This is a genomic window from Sphingobium sp. YR768 (genome assembly GCF_900111125.1).
Classification (GTDB): Bacteria; Pseudomonadota; Alphaproteobacteria; order Sphingomonadales; family Sphingomonadaceae; genus Sphingobium.
In genome coordinates, this window is record NZ_FOGE01000035.1 from 1 (window position 1) to 19,320 (window position 19,320).

Consider the following 19,320-nt stretch of genomic DNA (forward strand, 5'->3'; position numbering starts at 1 on the left):
GGCCGCAATGCCGGTGATCATCGTGGATCTGGGTGGCAAAGGGCGCGTGAGCATATCTGCGTCGGCACCAGCTGCCTTGGTGTCGGCAGCGCTCAAGGCCCTGCGATGATCCCAGCTGGCGCGCGGGTGTGGATTGCGATGGGCCACACAGATATGCGGCGCGGCATGCAGAGCTTGGCAGCAATGGTGCAGCAGAGCTTCTCGCGAGACCCATTTGCCGGCGATCTTTGGGTCTTTCGCGGGCGCAGCGGGGCGCTTGTGAAGATAATCTGGCACGACGGCCTGGGGATGTCGTTATATTCGAAGCGATTGGAACGAGGGAAGTTCATTTGGCCCGCCGCGAACGACGGCGTGGTGTCGCTGACGAGCTCACAGCTGGCCTGTCTGCTCGACGGAGTGGACTGGCGGAACCCGCAATATAGCTGGCGCCCACAGAGCGCAGGATAGGCGCAGATTTTCTCGGCGGAGGCTGCATTTTCCGCTTCATCCGTGAGGTTTTCTATGATTCCATCCAAGTTGTGGACGCCGCCGTTTCGCCCCTGCCTGACGATATCGAAGCGCTCAAGGCGTTGGTACGGCTCAGTGCGCAGCGCGCCGATGAAGCCGAACAGCGGGCCACGAGCGCTGAAGCCGAACTGGCCAATGCCCGTGCCCGGGAGAGCGCCACCGAGGCGTTGATCTCGCACTACAAGTTGCAGATCGCCAAGCTCAGGCGCGAGCAGTACGGCCCCAGCGCCGAACGCACCCGCCGGCTTCTTGCGCAGATGGAGTTTGAGCTCGAAGATTTGGAGGCCGACGCCGCCGAAGATGATCTGGCCGCCGAGACCGCCGCGACAAAGGCGACGAACGTCACCGCCTTTGAGCGCAAGAGGCCAGTTAAAAAACCGTTCCCCGACCATTTGCCCCGCGACCGCGTCGTCGTTCCGGCGCCCTGTTCCTGTCCGGCCTGTGGCGGCATGCGCCTGTCGAAGCTGGGCGAGGATGTAACCGAGACGCTGGAGGTAATCCCGCGTGCCTGGAAGGTCATCCAGACCGTACGCGAGAAGTTCTCCTGCCGTGACTGCGAGAAGATCACGCAGCCGCCCGCGCCATTCCATGTCGTGCCGCGCGGCTGGGCAGGGCCAAGCTTCCTCGCCATGCTGCTGTTCGAGAAGTATGGGCAGCACCAGCCGCTCAACCGCCAGGCGGAGCGCTTCGCTCGCGAAGGCGTGCCGCTGAGCGTCTCCACGCTTGCCGATCAGGTTGGTGCGGCGTCCTTCGCCTTGATGCCCATCTTTCGGCTGATCGAGGCCCATGTCTTTGCCGCCGAGCGCGTGCATGGCGACGATACCACCGTGCCGGTCATGGCCAAGGGCAAGACCGATACCGGTAGATTATGGGATTATGTCCGGGATGACCGCCCGTTCGGCGGCGCCGATCCGCCGGCGGTGGTTTTCTATTATTCGCGCGACCGGCGCGGGGAACATCCCCAGGCGCACCTCGCGTCCTGGTCCGGGATTCTGCAGGCTGATGCCTATGCGGGCTATTTTGAGCTGTACGCTCCCAACCGCCAGCCTGGTCTCATCCTGGAGGCAGGATGCTTTGCTCACGCGCGCAGGAAGTTCTTCGAACTTGCTGACGTCGAGGGTGCTGCGCGCAAGAAGAGCCGCGGCGAGCGGACTGGCCCGATCTATCCGATTGCGCTGGAGGCGGTGCAGAAGCTGGACGCCCTGTTCGACGTTGAGCGCGGTATCAACGGCAAGACACCAGCGGAGCGGCTTGCCGCCCGTCAGGAGTTGAGCGCGCCACTGATCGCCGAACTGCACGACTGGTTGAACGCCCAACTCGCCAAGCTGTCGCGTAACCATGATCTCGCCAAGGCTATCAACTATATGCTCCGGCGCTGGGACTCCTTCACCCGCTTCCTCGTCGATGGCAGGGTATGCCTCACGAACAACGCAGCGGAACGGGCGCTACGCTGTGTGCCACTCGGGCGGAAAGCATGGCTATTTTGCGGCTCCGATCGCGGCGGTCAGCGCGCCGCCATCATGTTTTCACTCATTCAAAGCTGTCGCCTCAACGACCTCGATCCCCAGGCTTGGCTCGCCGACGTCCTTGCCCGCATCGCCGGTCATCCGGCTAATCGGCTTGGCGATCTGCTCCCATGGAATTGGAAACCAACAGCGTTGAAGCTGGAGCCGTGATCTCATAGCATCACGGCATGGAATTTGACCCGCAACCCGAACTGATTGAATCCTCACTCTGCCGGTCCATCGAACAGGCGGGCGTACGGCTGACCATCAACATCGTGCGGCTCGCCACCGAACGTGGCTGGTCCCTCGAGGTCGTCAACGAGCACGGCACCTCGACGGTCTGGGACAATCTATTCCCCACCGACCGCGATGCCGATGCTGCATTCCGCGATGTGCTCGCTCAAGAAGGCGTGGAGGCCTTCCTCGGCAAGTAAGATGCCAAATCCCCCAGCAAACCGTCAGTAGCCGCGGTCCTCACCGGATGCGTACCTCGCAGCGCGCTTCGGCGACGAAATACTGTGCGCTGGCGACAGTCGATATCCGATGGAGTCGGCCCGCGCCTTCTTGGGCTGTGCGCCTGACGGACAGGCGCTGATCCGGGCGCGGCACTTGGTGGGAGCTTGATCGGCCGACTTTGGGACTTAGCCGAATGTCGGCTTCGGAGAGACTGACCTAAGAAAGCAGCCATTCACGGCCTTTAGAGAAGCCATTGAGCTCCCGGGTCGCAAAGCGTGCCGCAAGCACGGCCTCCTCTGCGCTGAGGCGGCTTGCCCGTTGGGAGACCGAGCCGGCTTCCAGAGTGACGCCTGCGATGCCCATCAAGTGATAGGCATTGCTGGTCCGGCGTCCCATCGGACAAACTGGCGATCGAGCGCGATAGAGGGGGCGCGCCATGGTGTCAGGTCTCGGCATGGAGGAACAGCTGTTCCTTGCTCTTTTCGTCCACAAGAGCGCCTTCTTTCAAGAGGGCGGGACTGAACTTGAAATGCTGCAGGACCTCACGAGCCACAGCGTCGTCGCTATGTACCACGGCGAAGGCTGGTACGCCTTTCCTCGCCCCCAGCAGTTTCTGAACAAGCTTGCTCAATTGCCCCTTATTGTGATGATTGGGATGCAGGCTAAGCCAGTTCAGTTGGGCCTTGTATATCCTTGGGTCTGCTATGGTCTGGAATGTCTCGAAAATGCTGACGCGCTCTTTCAAAGGCGTCTTCCTGATGCCAGCCGTTGCCACGACAGCATCCTTATAGGTGGAAAAGCTGATGCGGAACGCTTGTGCGACATCTTCGGCAACGCATGCGCTTGATCCGTACAACGTAGCGGCAGCGGCAATGTCTTCAATGACTTTCTGGCTGCATTTCTCCGGTAGCAGGCACTTCGCTCGATAATTTTTTAGGTCGGCGCGGTCGCGAATGATCTGGCTGGCTTCATCCAGAGCCTTTTGCCCTTCCTCGGGAGAAAGCTCCCGGGCCGACTTGCCTTTCAAATTGTAACTGAGCGGGTGGTTGGCGAGAACGGCCTCGCTAAGGTCCTCGTCGTCAGTGATCTGCGCGACCAATTCATCAATGACTTTCTTCAGTTCACGGTCATGGACAGGATCATCCCGCTTGTCCTGACGGAACATGGTGCGGAGCCGGTCAGACATGTCGATCGTCTCGTCGCTAATGATCTTCGTATAAGCGAGCACCGTGTGGATCGTATGGGAAGTGTCATCCATGTTGGATTCTGCCCAGCCGAACTGATCGCTCATATTCCCGATAGTTCGTTCAAGAGATTCTTCAAGATCGGCGATTTCCCTTGAGATGGTCGCAGCGGCAGCTTCAAATCTTTGCGCGAATTGCTGCGCTTCGGTATCAAGGAAGATGCGCAGAAGTTCAGTAGGATGAAGGGCCCGGTTGCGAGCGCCGTCCCGCCGGCAATAGACGCCCTTGGGTGAGCAATGTGGCTTTGTAGGGCTGGAAGGCACCGATATCCGCAGAATGGGCTTATCGCTCAGATTTTCGATGACAATATCGATCAGGACAGGCGGCAGGCAGCTGATCGCCTTGTTAAGAAGCTTAAGGACGGCGTTATCGCTCACGTCGCAACCAAGAATGACACCGGTCTGCGCGCCATCCACAGTGGCTTCCCCTACGCCGACCAATATCGTGCCGCCATCTGGAGCATTGGCAAACGCCGCGAGATCGTCGGCGCCAATTCCCTCCGGCACGCGCTTGAAATCAATGAGCTGGCCTTCGCCTGAAGCGAGAAATGTGCGCGTCGCGGCGCTTAATGTTTTGAGACGCTTCTGTTCACTCATCTTTGCCCCGAGCATGCACTGTGGCGGATGATATAGGCGAACTCCACCATGAACGTAGCTTATGCGTCGAGAGATGGGGTACTGTCCATGTGGCCAATCTTTGGCGTCCAGCTTGGAAATCCGCCGGTTGGCATCTGGGAACGAAAAAACGATGCAAAACGGCTGGGATGGATCGGATCGGCGGAATCTGGGGCCTTCCTTCATCGTCGATCTGTCCAGCGTGCCAATCTTCGCCCCAAACTATCCACACCGTTGCGCGGAGGCGTCGTTTGGCTATGTTCCCTTGAGAGAGGGGGGGGGTATGCGCATAGATTTTGTTGAGGTTGCCAATTTCCGGAAGCTGATTTCAACACGGATCGGACTGTCGCCTGAAAAGACAGTATTTGTTGGTGCCAACAACAGTGGAAAAACCTCCGCTATCACCGCGCTGCGCTACTTCCTTGTGGATTGGGAGCGCTCGAGCTTCTGCTTCAACGACTTCACCCTTTCGCACTGGCCGGCCATCAACGCGATGGGCGAGAGCTGGGAGGATGCGCATGTCGCGGAAGCGGCACTGCCACCACCGGTATGGGACGGGGTTCTGCCATCCCTGGATGTCTGGCTCCATGTCGAAGAGTATGAAGTCCATTACGTTCAGAAGATCCTGCCTACCTTGGATTGGGCAGGCGGACGCCTAGGCGTCAGATTGCGATATGAGCCGAAGGACGGTGAACAGCTTCAGAAAGATTACCTGAGTGCCCGCAGCGACGCGCGTAAGCTGCAAGCCGCCGGAGCGGCCCTCGCGCAGGAAAAGGGCGAAGCACCAGAAAACTTCCAGGTCGCGATCTGGCCGCAGACATTGGTCGAGTTCCTGCAGCGTCGCGTCTCAAGCTATTTCGGGGTCAGAACCTATGTTCTCGACCCAGCGGCCTGCGTCGAACCCGAGCATGGGCTAGCACGACCTCAGCAGCTTCAGGGTTCCGACCCCATCGACGGCGATCCGTTCAAGGGCCTGATCCGTATTCACGAGATCAGCGCCCAACGCGGTTTCGGTCATGCCGGCGAGCAGGTGAGCGCCGAGGGCGAGACGAGCGCGAGCGCGAGCAGCGCGACCTCGCGGCGGCTGTCTGCGCAGCTACGGCAATATTACTCACGTCATCTCGACCCGTATGAGAATCCAGATGCTCAAGACCTTCTGGCGTTGAGAGCGATCGAAGAGGCACAAAAGGCGTTCAACCTGCGGCTGACAGATGGTTTTAAGAATCCGCTCACCGAGATGGACACGCTCGGTTACCCGGGGGTCACCGATCCGAAGCTCAGCATTTCGACGCGTATCCGACCCGTCGAGGGCTTGAACCATGATGCAGCGGTGCAGTTCGTCGTTCCGATGCAGGACGGCGACAATTCGGTCGATCTGTTTTTGCCCGAGGATTCGAATGGCCTCGGCTACCAGAACCTGATCTCGATGGTCTTCAGGTTGATGGCGTTCCGCGACAGCTGGATGCGGGTCGGCAAGGCTCAGCACAAAGCCGCCGAAGACGACATCATTGCCCCGTTGCACCTTGTCCTGATCGAAGAGCCCGAGGTGCATCTGCACACGCAGGTCCAGCAGGTCTTCATCCGGCAGGCGTATAAAATCCTACGCAACCACGAGCTGCTGCGCGCGAATCCGAACTTTGTGACCCAGATGGTCGTAAGCACGCACTCGAGCCATATCGCGCATGAATGCAACTTTGAATCGCTCCGGTATTTTCGTCGGTTGCCTGGCGGGCAAAAGACGATCCCGACCTCCTGCGTCATCAATCTAGAAAATGCGTTCGGCGGCGACCAAGATACCAAGCGGTTCGTCACACGCTATCTGAAGGTAACCCACTGCGACCTATTCTTCGCGGACGCCGCGGTATTGATCGAGGGACCCGCAGAGCGCATCCTCGTACCGAGTTTCGTGAATTCCCATGCGGAGTTTGCGAAGCTGTCGGAGAGCTATATCACCTGGCTGGAAATCGGCGGTAGCCATGCGCACAAGCTGCGCAGCCTGATCGAGAAGATCGGACTCACCACGCTGGTGATCACCGACATCGATTCCAAGGATGCCGATGGTAACACGGCAGCGCCTTTGCGCGACGCTGCGCACACGTCGGGAAACTACACCCTGCGAAACTGGTGGCCGGCCATCAGCGAACTGGACGCTCTTCTCGACAAGTCCGAGGCCGAGAAGGAAAAAGCTTATGATGCCGAGCGCTTCAAGCTCCGGATCGCCTACCAGTGCCCGGTCGAGGTCGAATTCAAGGGCGCGACGACCGAGGCACTTGCATACACCCTCGAGGATGCGATCGTGGTCGGCAATCTCGATCTGTTCGCCGAGCTTCCCGGGGCCGGGCTGATTGCGAAGTTTCGTGGAGCGATCGCCGACAGCGCCGATTTTGCTGCGCTCAGCGCGGCTATGAAGAAGGCGCTGAAAAACGGGAACAAGGCCGAATTTGCGCTGGATTTGCTGGAGATCGAAAACCCAAGTGATCTGAAGCCGCCGCATTATATTCGCGAAGGCCTGCTTTGGCTCGGTACGCAGCTCGAACGAAAGAAGGCCGAACTGGGCCTCGCCCAAATCCTCGCGCTGGATCTCCCGCCGAATGAAGCGCCGGCGCCCGAGAACCCACAATGACCGATCGTCCCGCCTCGAACGTCACGCTCGATGACGATGTCGAGAGCCAGCTCGCGACCTATCTCAACCTGGATCACCCACAGAGCTTTTTTATGTTCGCTGGCGCTGGCTCAGGGAAGACGCGGTCACTGGTGAACGCGCTTCGTCATGTGGCGGACAAATATCGCGACGTCCTGCGGTTACGGGCCCGCCATGTCGCGGTGATCACCTACACCAATGCGGCTTGCGATGAGATCACCCGCCGGCTTGAGTATGATCCGCTGTTTGTGGTGCGCACGATCCATAGCTTCGCATGGATGCAGATTCAGAACTTCAATGCCGACATCCGCGTGTGGCTTCGGACCAATTTGCAGGCTGAGGTCGAAGCCCTGACAATCGAGGAGGAGAAGGGTCGCGCCGGCACGAAAGCGTCGGCCGCGCGCTTGATCCAGATTGAGTCGAAACAAAGGAGGCTCGGCCGTTTGGATGAGATCAAGGTCTTCACCTACAATCCGAGCGGCGACAATCGCGAACGGAATGCCCTGAATCATGCCGAGGTCATCAAGATTTTCTCGGCATTTTTGCTCGAGAAATCACTCATGCAACGTATGTTCGTGGAAAAATACCCGTTCCTGCTGATCGATGAGAGTCAGGATACGAACAAGGCGCTGATCGAAGCGCTGTTCGCGGTCCAGCAGGCGCATGCCGATCGCTTTTGTCTCGGGCTCATCGGCGACACCATGCAGCGCATCTACCTCGACGGGAAGGAGCAGATAGAGCGAGATATCCCGGAAGGCTGGGCGTTTCCGGAAAAGCGCCTCAATCACCGAAGCCCGCATCGTATCGTTCGCCTTATAAACGACATTCGCGATGGCGCCGATACGCACAAGCAGGAGCCGCGCGATGATGCCGATGAAGGCTGGGCTCGCTTGTTCGCCTTCACCAGCGACCTTGACGACAAGCCTGCCGCAGAGGATCAAGTCCGCGCCTATATGGCGTCGCTGACCAATGATGATGCCTGGAATGACTCTGCAAAATGCAAGGTTCTGACGCTTGAACATCACATGGCCGCCAAACGGATGGGGTTCGAGCCTCTATTCGAGGCACTCGCCTCGGTTGACGAGTTTCGTACCAGCTTTCTGGACGGCAGCTTTCCGGCCACGCGGTTTTTCACGCACTATGTGCTTCCCCTGGTTTCCGCCCACCAGCGCAACGACAAGTTCGCCATTGCGAAACTTGTACGGGAGGCCTCGCCACTGCTGAGCAAGGACAATCTCAAGGGATCGACTAAGCCACTGGATCAGCTTCGACTGGCGCAATCCGCGATCGACAGTCTTTTGGCGCTTTGGACACCCCAAGAGCCCAGCTGTGCGGCCGTGCTCAGCAATGTTGCGGGCACCGGTTTGTTCCAGGTTCCGGAAAGCCTGAAAGCCGCGCTGGCCGCGCAGCGCACAGATGAGATCGTGGACGCCGAGGATGAGGCGGCCGATCCGGTCGGCCGGAACCTCGAAGCGATACTGAACTTCCTTGACTGCCCCTTTTCGGTCATTCCGCCCTATGCTGCCTATGTCGCGAAGGAAGCGGCGTTCGACACGCATCAAGGGGTGAAAGGTCTAGAGTTCGATCGGGTCATGGTCCTGATGGACGATGGCGATGCCCGGGGGTTTCTGTTCGGGTATGAGAAGCTGCTGGGCGCGAAGGCACCCAGCGCGACCGATCTCAAAAATGCAGAAGAGGGCCGAGATTCGGCGATCGATCGAACGCGGCGGCTATTTTACGTGACCTGTAGTCGCGCAAAATCTAGTCTTGCGCTGGTCACCTATTCGGCTGATCCCGCGGCCGTAAAGGCGCATGTCGTCGCGGCCGGCTGGTTTCATGACGATGAGGTCGTTCTTGCGTTGCCTGAGAATCCGCAGTGATCGAGACCAGACGTTCACCGACGTCGGAGTCAATGACAGGCTCTGGTCGTCAGTCGACGATGGCCTCGAACACGCTGGCTCTTTTCACGGTCCCGAACAACCCACTCAGCTCGGGCTCCTTGGACTTGATCCGACGGAAGTCCTCAAGGGTGCGCCTGTCGACGAATAGGATGTCGGTGTAGGCCGCCAACACGGCTAGATGCTGGTCGTGAACGTCGCTGCCGGGCCGAGTGGGGCGTTCCTGCCCGTGGCGCTTCAGCGCATCGGCGATCCGCCAGCTCGGGAGGCTCCGCATGCTTACCCGCTTCAAGCGCTCGAAGTGGATGCCCGCCTTCTCCGAGACGAGACGCAGATGCGACCTGAATGTGCCCAGTTCTGATAGTTCCGCGATGGTGCACTCGTCCCGGATCTCGTACTCGTCGATCCCCTGCTTGGCGTAAGTGTCAACGAGGAGTTGGCGCACCGTCACGTCCTCCGCGGGCATCTCCTGCATGACGCGCAGGACAAAATCGTTCGCCATCTGGAACGCCTCGGCGTCGCTCCGGCGCGGGTCGGCCGCCTTGGCACGGAAGAAAGCGTTACGGTGGATCGCTTCCATTACCTTCTTCCGATCGCCAGGCCCGCGGATCTCTTGCTTGCACAGCTGCTCGACCGTTTGCCCCTCGTCCATCGTCCGCATGCCCGAGAGAGCCGAGACCATCCCAATGTGTTGGCGCCTCTCCCTCATGATCGGACGCGCAACGTCCCAGACCCAGCCGTCTTCCCCAACGGCGGCGGCGCCGCTTCCGGTCGTCAGCAGGCAGGATCGCACGTGATCGCGTACGTCCGCCATCGTCTGGCAACCGGAATCGTAGGCGATCGCCTCGGCCGCAAGGATGTCGACAATCCCGCCCAAACCATGCTCGCCTGGCATTCGCATCCACGCTATCATCGGAAGCGACTGGAGATACGCCACCCGCGCGCTGGCGTTCGCCGGATCGTCCACGACGAGCAATTCCTCCAGATGATGCCAGGATAGGAACGGGATGCGCCCCTGCTCGAGCAGACGCTGGTGCAGACCCCGGGCTACCTGTCCCTTGGGCGATGCGGGCTTAACGGCGGCATCGATCCAATCGGCCCAGTGCGATGTGTCGGGCGCCATGATCGCGGCCGTCAGGAGGCTCATTGGGTTATAGCTCCATTCTGAGGCGCAGGCGCGTTCTGAAGGTCCGGAGCGGTTCCGGCAGTCGTGGGTTTGGGACACGACTGCGTCCGCGACGAATCGGCAGGACTCCGATCCGTCCGTGGTTTGACCGGCCGAGGTGGCCGCGCCTCCGAGACAGTGCGAGCGGTCTGCGCGCCGGACCGCCTCACGAGCTGAGCGATCGCGCATTTCACTTCGCACGGAACGCTAGCCGTCGGCTTTTGGACCGCGACGACCTTCGGAGCGGGCGGCTCCTGCGCAGCGTTGCGAAAGCCCATCGCGTAGAACAGCGGATCGAGCAGCAGGAGCAGGATGAATATCCCGAATGCCCGGAGCAAATGCTCGTGCGTGACTAGGATACGCGTGACCTTCTCGTTGACCACGTCCCGGGAGTTGCGGGTCGCCAGCAGAGTGCCGCGGGTAAGCTTGCGAAGGGGATTTGGCGTCTGCCATGCGGCCACAATCTCGGCCTCTCCAACCTTTTGGAAACCCCGGACCTGCAGTGTTTTGAAGGCGTTGAACCCAGCTCCAGCCACGTATACCGTCGCCAGCGCCAGCACAAACAGCCGCGCCGCGTCCGGTGCCGGACCCGCCTTCTTCTCCCAATTGGCTGCCTGCAGCGTGATGATGACCGGCACTAGCGCAGCGAGCACCGCGAGGTAAGTCGTCGCCTTCCCCTCAGCCGTGCGGACCCTATCCATCTCGGCCGCCGACACTTTCTGCGCCTCGTCGAGCGCCCGTTCCTCGTTCGAGTTCCAGACTACCGCCTGGATTGCAGCCCGATCCTGCTGAAGCCGTCGTGCCTCAGCGGTCTTCTGTGCCGGAGTGAGCGGCTCGATATATGGATAGACCGCACTGGCAATCGAATGCCAGTTCATGTTGGTTCACCGGCGCAAAGGGCATCGACGATTGCGGCCGTCACCGGGGCACCCGTCCGCTGCTCGATCCAGGCCCACTGCCCGTTCGGGTTGGCCTCCAGAAACCAGAAGCGGCCATCCGGATCCTCGACGAGGTCGATCGCGGCAAACCGCAGGCCGAGGTCGCGTGTGACGGAGATGCAGGCCGAAGCCACCTCAGCCGGCAACTCCATAGCCTCGTGGTCGAGATCCCTGCGAACGCCTTTCCGCCAATCGACCTGCGTCTCGTCATAGGCCTGCGACAATATGCGGGTCGCGAACACCCGGTCGTCCACGACGAGTAATCGTATGTCAGACCGCTTCGAAATCTCACGCTGCAGAATCATCGGCGCACGCCGAAAGCCATCGGCGTCGACCGCATCAAGCGCATCCACCCGACTGGTGAAGACGACACTGCCGATCTCGCCGTCGTTGATCAGGGCATGTCGGAGTGGTTTCGCTACCATCGGCCCTTCCGCGAGGAAGGCGCGGGCTTGCACAAAAGCATTCGTGACGAGCGTTCCAGGGATCTGGAGTCCGACGCGGCGGGCGGCGGTAAGCTGCCTCGGCTTGTCCTCGGCGCGCAGGATGGAGAACGGCGAATTCAGCCACCGCCCCTCGAGTGCGTTCCAGAGGCTACGAACTATCGCCGACCATTCCGCCACGATGTACTCGGCGACGGCGGCGCTCCCACTGACCTCAATATTGCCGGGCCGACGATAGTAGGCGCCCGTTACATCCGCGAGAGAAAGTTCGCCGCACGGTCCGATCAGCGTAAGGTTCGAAGGGTCGCCATCGACCATCGCGATTTCGTGCTGCGGCAGGTCCTCAGTATTCAGGCGGATGAAGCCAAGGCCGCGTCGACGCATCTCCAAGACGACGTAGTCGGTCGTCACGTCGCGCTTATTGGTTACGAGGAGTATCAGCCCGGAACGCGCGCTCACCAGTATGGCGCCGCCGCTTCATCGTCCCGCTCCTGTTGGACGTCGGTCTTCGTCTGTAACTCGGGAAGGCACAGGGACGCGTCCTCGTCGTCCACTTCCTGCCGAACGCGCGTCCCGGTGCTCGTCTCCAGCGCCCCGAAGCGCGACGGATCGTCGTCGTCCACCTCAACTTGCGTCATGGTCTTACTCTGCGTCACGACTAGCTCGCCGCCAGCGACCTCGATGATCGGCACGACACCCTGTTCGCCGTCCACAACCCAGACCCCTAATTCGGGCGAATAGCGACCTGGCATCTCGGCTTCGGCGGACCTCGACGTGGCGAAACGGAGCAAGAATGGGTCGGCGGACGCAATGGGAGAGTGAACAGTCATCGGCAGCGATCCAGTGGCAGTGTCGTCGAATAGGAACATATAGGGAAGATTGAGTGCCAGAGGAAGTGTTCCGATGATCGTTCCGCCAAAGTAACCACCGCCTCGCAACCGGCAATATCCGTAAGTGTGGTAGCATGGGGTATCCCTCGGAAGGATCCGTCAGAAGCGGACATCCGCATCGTTTGATCTAACCGACCGAATTTGGTCGACAGCTACCGTAAAAGCGGAACGGCCGCAGCTGGCGATCCAAAATCGAGCGCTGAGTGTCTCACAAGGGTCGAACTTCCTTCAACTCGCTCCCCCAATCGCCCCCGGGGTCAGGATAAGTGTGAGGAGAATGAGGGCAACGCCGACATATCCCCAAGCGCCCATGCCCTGCCAAGCGCGTTTCAAATTGCCAGTTTCGGAGCGAGACGATTTCGCCAGCCGCATTGCATAGATCATCGTGCCGGTAACGGCCATCGCCGTCAGCAGCGCGCCGAACAGAAACCAGATGGCTTTGGTCCACAGGCCGCCGAACGTGCCGAAATGCAGCGGATCAGCCATTTCGGAAATGCGCTGATGCGCGCTCAGTGCGCGTCCATCCAGCCGCGCGACGACTCGCGACGTCGCCGGATCGACGACCACCCCATTGGCGCGATCGCGCACCAGCCAGGCGGAGGACTGACCCAGGAAGATGAGCCCATTGTCGGGCGTGAAGCGAATTTCCCGAATATCGAGCGCAGGATCGGCGCGGCGCGCTATGGCAACCAGTCGGTCCAACTCGACACCGGTCGGCATCGCACCAGCCGCCACCTCCGGCAATTTGGGCACCTTGGCGTTCCCGCCCAATGTCTCCACCAGATACCACATGCCTGTGAGCGCAATCAGCGCTACGAACCACAGGCTCCACACACCCATCAGGCGATGCAGGTCGTCCGTCATCCGCCGCCCATCGCCGCCGCGCGGCGCTCGGAAGAAGCCGCGCCACCATTTCTTGTAGGTGACGATGCCCGACACCAAAGAAGCCGCCAGCAACAGGGCGAGCGAACAGACGATCGGTATACCGATCTTCGTCGGCAGCATCAGGTGGCGATGGGCCTGTCGCAGGAAGCGGTGGACATTGGCCCAGCCATGCCTGCCCGTGACCTCCGCCGTCCACGGATTGACATAGACCCGCTCCGGCGCGCCCTTACCGCGACTGACCCAGGCCTCGACCGCGAACCAGGGGTCGATCGGCGCATAGAGGGTCTGCAGCCGGGCATCGGGTGCGGCGCGGGCCGCCGCCTGCGCCAACGCCCCCCATGACGCGACGAGTTCCGACCGGGGCGATACCCGCATGGCGGGCGTCGCCAGCCAGTCGATTTCATGCGCGAACACGGCAAAAGTGCCGGTCGCCAGGATGAAGGTCAGGAAGATCGACAGTTTGAGACCAATCCAGCTATGTACCACCCACCAGAGCGACCGGCCCTTTTTCACGCGCGCCTGATCCATGGTCAGAATTGAAAGCGCAGTTCGGCCAGGAATGTCCGCGGTTCGCCCGGAAAATGCCCGCTCTGCGCCGAAAAGCCCGATGCGGCATAGACTTTGTCGAAGATATTATCGACCCTCAGCAGCAATTCGGCAAAGCCAAGCCCCTTGGTGATCGATGCGTCGAAGATCGTATAGGGCTTCACGGTCTGCCCCGACAGGCTGATGCGCTTCGACACATGCTCACCCCCGACCGCAAAGGCCGCGTCAATCGTTGGCACCTGATAGCGGGTCCAGAAGCCGATCTTGTGCTTGGGCGCATTGGCAAAGCGGTTACCGACGGCGTTGGTGATCGCCTGACCCGCAATCGTGCCGGTGATCTTTGTGTCGTTATAACCATAATTGACCAGCGCCACCCAATTGGCGGTAATGTCGGTCGATAGATCGATCTCGAACCCCTTGCTCGTCACCTCGCCGATCGGGCGTAGCTGGTCCTGCCCGTTGACAGGCGGCAGGCTGGTATCGGCCTGCAGGATATTCTTGCGGACGATGCGATAGGCAGCCAGATTAGCCTGGAGCCTGCCGTCGAACAGGTCGGTCTTGATGCCGCCTTCGAACTGGTCGCCGGTGACGGGCGCGAAGGGACCGCCCACATCGCCATTCTGGCTGGCGGCGGTCTGCGGCTCGAAACTTTGCGACCAGCTCAGATAGACGGAGACATCCTTGCGCGGCTTGTAGATCGCGCCGGTGCGGAAGGTGATATCGTCATCCTTATAAGAAGCGGTGTTGACTACGCGATCCTCGAATTTGTCGTAGCGCACGCCACCGACGAGCTTGAAAGCATCGCTCAGGCTGATCTGGTCCTGAAGATAGGCGCCCTGGCGCTTCGTGCGCGTATCTGTGACAGTGAACGGCAGCAGCGCGGCGCGCGCCACATCGCGCGCGCTGTTGGTGTAGACGGGGTCGCTGAGGCTGAGCGGCGTCACGCCCGCGCGCAGGATGCGCGAATTAAGCACGCTCGTCTCGTCATACCAGTCCGCCCCGGTCTGGAATTTATGCTCCATGCCCAATATGTCGACGCGCGCCGTCAGGTTGGCGGAGAAGGACAGGCCATCGACATCGCGGATCTGATCGCGAAACTCGCGCGCGACCAAGTCGGTGCTACCTGCGACCAATCCGCGCGGTTCATGATATTGCTGCGTTTCGGTCGCCTTGAAATAGCGGACGCCCGCATCGAACGTGACCCGGTCCCCGATCGCGGTCGCATAGCGCGCCTGATAGGCCTGTGACTTGAGATGCAGAAAGTCGGTAGGTTCGTTGGCATTCCAGCGAATGTCGGTGAGGAAATTGCCGTCATTGTCGGTCAATATGCCGCGCAGGCGGTTCGCCTGAAGATCATTGTCATAGACCGTCGCCTGCAAAGTCAGCTTGCCGCCATCGTTGGTCTTGATGGCTAGGCCGCCATCGCCGATCAGCGACACATTTTTAGTGTTCCGCCGATAGGGATTCATCGCCTCGTAAAAGCCGCCGAGGCGGTAGGTGACGACCCCGTCCTTGTCGATCGGACCAGTTGCTTCGGCGGATATGCCACGCCGGTCATAATTGCCCGCCGTCGCGACCAGGCGCATGGCGCTGGAGTCGCTGGGCACCTTCGACACATAGTTGATGATGCCGCCGGGAGACCCCGGACCAAAGAAAAGCCCCGCCGGTCCCTTCAACACCTCTACCCGTTCGATATTGAATAGCTGAGGCACGGAAAAGCCGATGAACGGATTGCCGCGCATCCCGTCGTAGAAGGATTGGTCCTGGCGAAAGCCGCGGAAGGTGACGCCTGCATAGCTGAAGAAGCTGACACCCGAAATATTGCGATAAATGTCGGTCGCGTCGCGTGCGCCCTGGTCGGCAAAGAGATCCTTGTTGATCACCTGCAACGCCTGCGGAATGTCGAGCGGGTCCTCGGCGCTTTTGCCGACCGTCGTGGTTTCGGTGCGGTACAAGCGCTGGGCGCGGCCCGTTACGATGATCTGATCGCTATCGGCTACGGCCGCATCCGGTGCCAACGCAGGGGGTTCCTGGGCAACGGCTACCGAGGCCCAGAAGGAGGCAGACGCAAACAGCGTCGCGCGTAATATGGACAAAACAACCCCCGTGTTAGTTTCGCTAATGATAGTGAGTCGCGATACGGGGTCTCGATGGGCGGCGCAAGCCACCAATTCCATTCTCGCAGCTTATTACCGGCCGAAGGTGGATCTGACCTCCAATATGGGGCGAAGCTTGCGACTCGCTTACGAGCGGACCTTCCGCACCCGGGATCGTCCATTTAGAAGCCGAATGGCAAAGAAGGGTCGCAAGCCGAAACAAATCGAGAACACGGATAAGATCAGAAAAATGTCGTAAACCTCGGATGCCGTAATTTCGCTTGTCCCGCGAACCTACCATTCTAAACTGGCGGCCAGCGCAGGGGAGCGACATGGGCATATTGGATTTTCTGTCGAAGCAGTTCGTCGATGTCATCGACTGGGTGGAAGAGCCGGGACAATTGGGCTGGCGCGTGCCGCTGGCCGATCGGGAAATCCAGAATGGCGCGCAACTGACGGTGCGGGAGGGGCAGATCGCCGCCTTCTTCAACGAAGGCCGGATCGCTGACATGTTTGGTCCCGGCCTCTACACGCTCGATACATCGACCCTGCCGCTGACGACGGCTATCATGAACTGGGACAAGGGCTTCAAGTCGCCCTTCAAGTCCGACGTCTATTTCTTCTCCGAAAAGGAGCAGATCGGCCTGAAATGGGGAACGGTGCAGCCGGTGACGCTGCGCGATCCCGAACTGGGACCGCTGCGCGTCCGCGCCTTTGGCAGCTACAGCTTCCGCGTCAAGGAGGTCGCGCCCTTCGCGTCGCGCATCATGGGCACGCTGGGCGAGGTGAAGGTCGCGGATATCGAACCGCAGTTGCGCGCCGCGATCCAGACCGCGCTTGCGACCGGGGTGGCTGGCGGCGGCACTGCTTTCCTGGACCTGGCGGCCAGCCAGACCGCTTTGTCCGAGGCGCTGAAGGCAGCGGTCGCGCCGGCCTTCTCGCAATGGGGGCTGTCGGTCGAAAGCTTCTTCGTCGAAAGCCTGTCCTTGCCTGAAGAGGTGCAGAAGCATTTGGACAAGGCCAGTTCGATGCGCGTGCTGGGCGACCTCGACCGCTACGCCAAATTCCAGGCGGCCGAAGCGATCGAGACGGCGGCGGCGCAGTCCGGTGGCGTGGCCGGCATCGGTGCGGGCGCGGCGGCTGGGCTTGCCATTGGGCAGGCGATGGCTGGCGCGTTGGGCGGCGCAGCCAGCGCGCCCCCGGCCCCGGCCGAAGACCCGTTTGCGCTGATCGAAAAGCTGCACAAGCTGCTAGATATGGGGGCGCTGACCCAAGCCGAATTCGATGCGAAGAAGGCAGAATTGCTGGGTCGTATCCGTTAACTTCACATGCAGTCGGTTGCTTGTCCCACTTGCGGCGCGGAGGTCGTCTTCCGCTCGCCGGCGCTGCCCGTCCGGGTGTGCGACTATTGTCGCACGCTCGTCGTCCGTTACAATCAGGATGCGCAGGGCCAAGTCACAGAAAATGGGGGCGAGGCAGCCGTGTTGCCCTTCGACATCAGCCCGATCCAGATCGGTACGGAAGGCAATTGCTTCGACCAGGATTTCCAGATCATCGGCCGGGTGCGCTGGGCCTGGGACGATGGCGCCTGGAACGAATGGCTGATGCTGCTTGCTGACGGCAGCCACGCGTGGCTGGGCGAGGCGATGGGCCAGTTCATGGCGCTGCGCGAGGTGGAACTGACGGGATCTTTGGCGCAAGTCATCCGCCGCCTCATGAACGATACGCCGGTCAAGCCGGGCGAAAGCGGCAATATCGCTGGGCAATCCTATGAGGTCGCCGATATCCGCACCGTCCGCTGCATCGGCTGCGAAGGGGAACTGCCCTTCACCGCGCCCGTCGGCTGGGACGCGCTGAGCGTCGATTTCCGCAACCGCGACGGGCGCTGCGCCTCCTTCCAGAAGGATCGGCACGGTCCGTCCCTTTATGTCGGCCATCATATGAACCTGGCCTCGCTCCAACCGCGCCATCTGCGCCAACTCCCCGGCTGGAGCCTGCCCGCTTATGGCTGAGGAGGGCAGCGTCCGTTCCCTGTCCTGCCCGGCCTGCGGCGGGACGATCGCGATGCGCGCGGCGGGTTATACAGTCACGCTAGCCTGCGAATATTGCGGCACGCTGATCGATGCGACCGACCCGGCGGCGCGGATCATCACCCGCTACAATGAAATACAGGCGTCGCTCGCCATCCCGCTTGGCACGCGCGGCACGTTGCGCGGCGTGGAATGGGAAGTGATCGGCTGGCTGCAACGGTCGGACGGCTGGGTGATCTGGGACGAGTATCTGCTGTTCAATCCCTATGCAGGCTATCGCTGGCTGATCGCGCAAAATGGCCAGTGGAGCCTGGGCACGATGCTGACTAGCGCGCCCCAGCGCGACGGGCCGGACCAGATCGTCGGCAGTCGACGCTTCACGCCCTTTTACGGCGGCAACACCGCTCGGGTGATGCGGGTCGCGGGCGAATTCTACTGGAGGGTGAAGCCGGGCGAGGAAGTCCGCGCGAGCGACTTTGTGCGCCCGGGCTTCATGCTCAGCCTGGAACAGGATGATCGGGAAAAAAGCTGGACGATCAGCGAGCTGTTGACCGGGCGGGAGATACGGGCCGCCTTCGACGTCGACCCACCGCCAGTCTGGATACCCGGCATGACGCCACTGGCGCACCAGCCTTCGCCCTATGTCCGGCGGATCAAGGGCTGGTGGCCGATCGCCGCCCTGTCCTTCGTAGTGCTGCTAGTCCTGCTGAGCCTGTTCGGACGGACCATGCAGCCGCAAACCTTCAGCCTGTCGGCAACACCCGATGGCCCAACGGTCACGCAGACCTTCGGCCCGATCGTGCTTCCGCTCGGGAAGCAGGCGATGACCGTCGAAGCGTTTACGCCCAGTGTGGAGCAGGGATGGGTAGATATCGACATATCCTTCGTGAATCGCAAGACGCAGGACAGCTATGATGCCTATGCGTTGAACGAACGTTATTCGGGGCGGGATTCGGACGGCTATTGGTCCGAAGGCGCGCGATCGCAGACCTTGAAGGTCGCGAGCCTGCCTGCTGGAACCTACGATCTGGTAGTCGATGCACAGGCGCATCATTGGGGCAGTTCGGGCAACTGGGCCTTTGATGCGTCAAGCGCCACCTATAAAGCCGAAGGCTTGCTCCCGATCGAGGTTAATCTGATGGTGGCGAGGGGCGCGCGCTTTGCCACCAATTTCTGGCTGGCCTTGCTGATGATATTGGTCCCCCCATTGTTGATGCTGATCTTGCACATCATGTTCGAAAATGCCCGGCTCGCGCAGAAGGATGGTTCGTCAGCTGACGCCGATGACTGGTTGCAGGGGATGCAATCGCCATGACCCGCAGTAGCTTCCTTTATGCCCTCTGGTGCATGGGGGTATTGGGCCTTTATCTGGCCGCCGCGTCGCAGGGCTATTCCCCTTTCGCCGATGGCGGGCGTACCGCCGGCGCCGCCCGCGCTTATGGTCCTACGCATAAATAGGAGA

Annotated in this window: 16 protein-coding genes; 9 read left to right on the forward strand and 7 right to left on the reverse strand. The window is 60.9% G+C overall.

Annotated features, from left to right (window positions below):
• Positions 1 to 105: 105 nt before the first annotated feature.
• The 3 genes from tnpB (at position 106) to BMX92_RS23105 (ending at position 2,446) form a co-directional block, all read left to right on the forward strand.
• Complete coding sequence (tnpB, locus tag BMX92_RS23095; protein WP_093020946.1) at positions 106 to 447, forward strand: IS66 family insertion sequence element accessory protein TnpB; 342 nt, start codon at positions 106 to 108, stop codon at positions 445 to 447.
• A 71-nt stretch (positions 448 to 518) separates the two neighbouring features.
• The gene (locus tag BMX92_RS23100; protein WP_093020948.1) at positions 519 to 2,183 is read left to right on the forward strand and encodes an IS66 family transposase; all 1,665 of its coding nucleotides are present in this window, start codon (positions 519 to 521) and stop codon (positions 2,181 to 2,183) included.
• Between the two features lie 17 nt (positions 2,184 to 2,200).
• Positions 2,201 to 2,446: a hypothetical protein gene (locus BMX92_RS23105; RefSeq protein ID WP_019052496.1), complete on the forward strand. Its 246-nt coding sequence runs from the start codon at positions 2,201 to 2,203 to the stop codon at positions 2,444 to 2,446.
• A gap of 464 nt (positions 2,447 to 2,910) precedes the next feature.
• Here BMX92_RS23105 and BMX92_RS23115 read toward each other — a convergent pair whose 3' ends face one another.
• Positions 2,911 to 4,308: an AlbA family DNA-binding domain-containing protein gene (locus BMX92_RS23115; RefSeq protein WP_177185217.1), complete on the reverse strand. Its 1,398-nt coding sequence runs from the start codon at positions 4,306 to 4,308 to the stop codon at positions 2,911 to 2,913.
• A 301-nt stretch (positions 4,309 to 4,609) separates the two neighbouring features.
• On the opposite strand from BMX92_RS23115, the gene BMX92_RS23120 reads away from it, so the two are divergent.
• Both BMX92_RS23120 and BMX92_RS23125 read left to right on the forward strand, forming a co-directional pair.
• Complete coding sequence (locus tag BMX92_RS23120) at positions 4,610 to 6,949, forward strand: AAA family ATPase (RefSeq protein WP_093020954.1); 2,340 nt, start codon at positions 4,610 to 4,612, stop codon at positions 6,947 to 6,949.
• A complete protein-coding gene (locus tag BMX92_RS23125; RefSeq protein WP_093020956.1) occupies positions 6,946 to 8,847 on the forward strand; it encodes a UvrD-helicase domain-containing protein in 1,902 nt (633 codons plus the stop codon). Before BMX92_RS23120 ends, BMX92_RS23125 begins: the two co-directional genes overlap by 4 nt.
• Before the next feature lie 49 nt (positions 8,848 to 8,896).
• Here BMX92_RS23125 and BMX92_RS23130 read toward each other — a convergent pair whose 3' ends face one another.
• The 6 genes from BMX92_RS23130 to BMX92_RS23155 form a co-directional block, all read right to left on the reverse strand.
• Positions 8,897 to 10,012 carry a hypothetical protein gene (locus BMX92_RS23130; protein ID WP_093020958.1) on the reverse strand — a complete coding sequence of 372 codons (1,116 nt, stop codon included), beginning with the start codon at positions 10,010 to 10,012 and terminating at the stop codon, positions 8,897 to 8,899.
• The gene (locus BMX92_RS23135) at positions 10,009 to 10,908 is read right to left on the reverse strand and encodes a hypothetical protein (RefSeq protein WP_093020960.1); all 900 of its coding nucleotides are present in this window, start codon (positions 10,906 to 10,908) and stop codon (positions 10,009 to 10,011) included. Before BMX92_RS23135 ends, BMX92_RS23130 begins: the two co-directional genes overlap by 4 nt.
• A complete protein-coding gene (locus BMX92_RS23140; protein WP_093020962.1) occupies positions 10,905 to 11,870 on the reverse strand; it encodes an MvdC/MvdD family ATP grasp protein in 966 nt (321 codons plus the stop codon). Before BMX92_RS23140 ends, BMX92_RS23135 begins: the two co-directional genes overlap by 4 nt.
• Complete coding sequence (locus BMX92_RS28165; protein WP_256213571.1) at positions 11,867 to 12,124, reverse strand: hypothetical protein; 258 nt, start codon at positions 12,122 to 12,124, stop codon at positions 11,867 to 11,869. The genes BMX92_RS23140 and BMX92_RS28165 overlap by 4 nt, the downstream gene beginning before the upstream one ends.
• 405 nt (positions 12,125 to 12,529) lie before the next feature.
• Complete coding sequence (locus BMX92_RS23150; protein ID WP_256213572.1) at positions 12,530 to 13,699, reverse strand: PepSY-associated TM helix domain-containing protein; 1,170 nt, start codon at positions 13,697 to 13,699, stop codon at positions 12,530 to 12,532.
• 17 nt (positions 13,700 to 13,716) lie between these two features.
• The gene (locus tag BMX92_RS23155; RefSeq protein ID WP_256213573.1) at positions 13,717 to 15,750 is read right to left on the reverse strand and encodes a TonB-dependent siderophore receptor; all 2,034 of its coding nucleotides are present in this window, start codon (positions 15,748 to 15,750) and stop codon (positions 13,717 to 13,719) included.
• A gap of 410 nt (positions 15,751 to 16,160) precedes the next feature.
• Here BMX92_RS23155 and BMX92_RS23160 point away from each other — a divergent pair, with 410 nt between their 5' ends.
• The 4 genes from BMX92_RS23160 to BMX92_RS27530 are packed head-to-tail and all read left to right on the forward strand — an operon-like array spanning position 16,161 to position 19,316.
• On the forward strand, positions 16,161 to 17,150 hold the full coding sequence (locus BMX92_RS23160; protein ID WP_093020970.1) for an SPFH domain-containing protein: 990 nt from the start codon (positions 16,161 to 16,163) through the stop codon (positions 17,148 to 17,150).
• Between the two features lie 6 nt (positions 17,151 to 17,156).
• Positions 17,157 to 17,840: a DUF4178 domain-containing protein gene (locus tag BMX92_RS23165; protein ID WP_093020972.1), complete on the forward strand. Its 684-nt coding sequence runs from the start codon at positions 17,157 to 17,159 to the stop codon at positions 17,838 to 17,840.
• Positions 17,833 to 19,173: a DUF4178 domain-containing protein gene (locus tag BMX92_RS23170; protein WP_093020974.1), complete on the forward strand. Its 1,341-nt coding sequence runs from the start codon at positions 17,833 to 17,835 to the stop codon at positions 19,171 to 19,173. Before BMX92_RS23165 ends, BMX92_RS23170 begins: the two co-directional genes overlap by 8 nt.
• A complete protein-coding gene (locus BMX92_RS27530) occupies positions 19,170 to 19,316 on the forward strand; it encodes a hypothetical protein (protein ID WP_177185218.1) in 147 nt (48 codons plus the stop codon). Before BMX92_RS23170 ends, BMX92_RS27530 begins: the two co-directional genes overlap by 4 nt.
• The last annotated feature ends 4 nt before the right edge of the window (positions 19,317 to 19,320 follow it).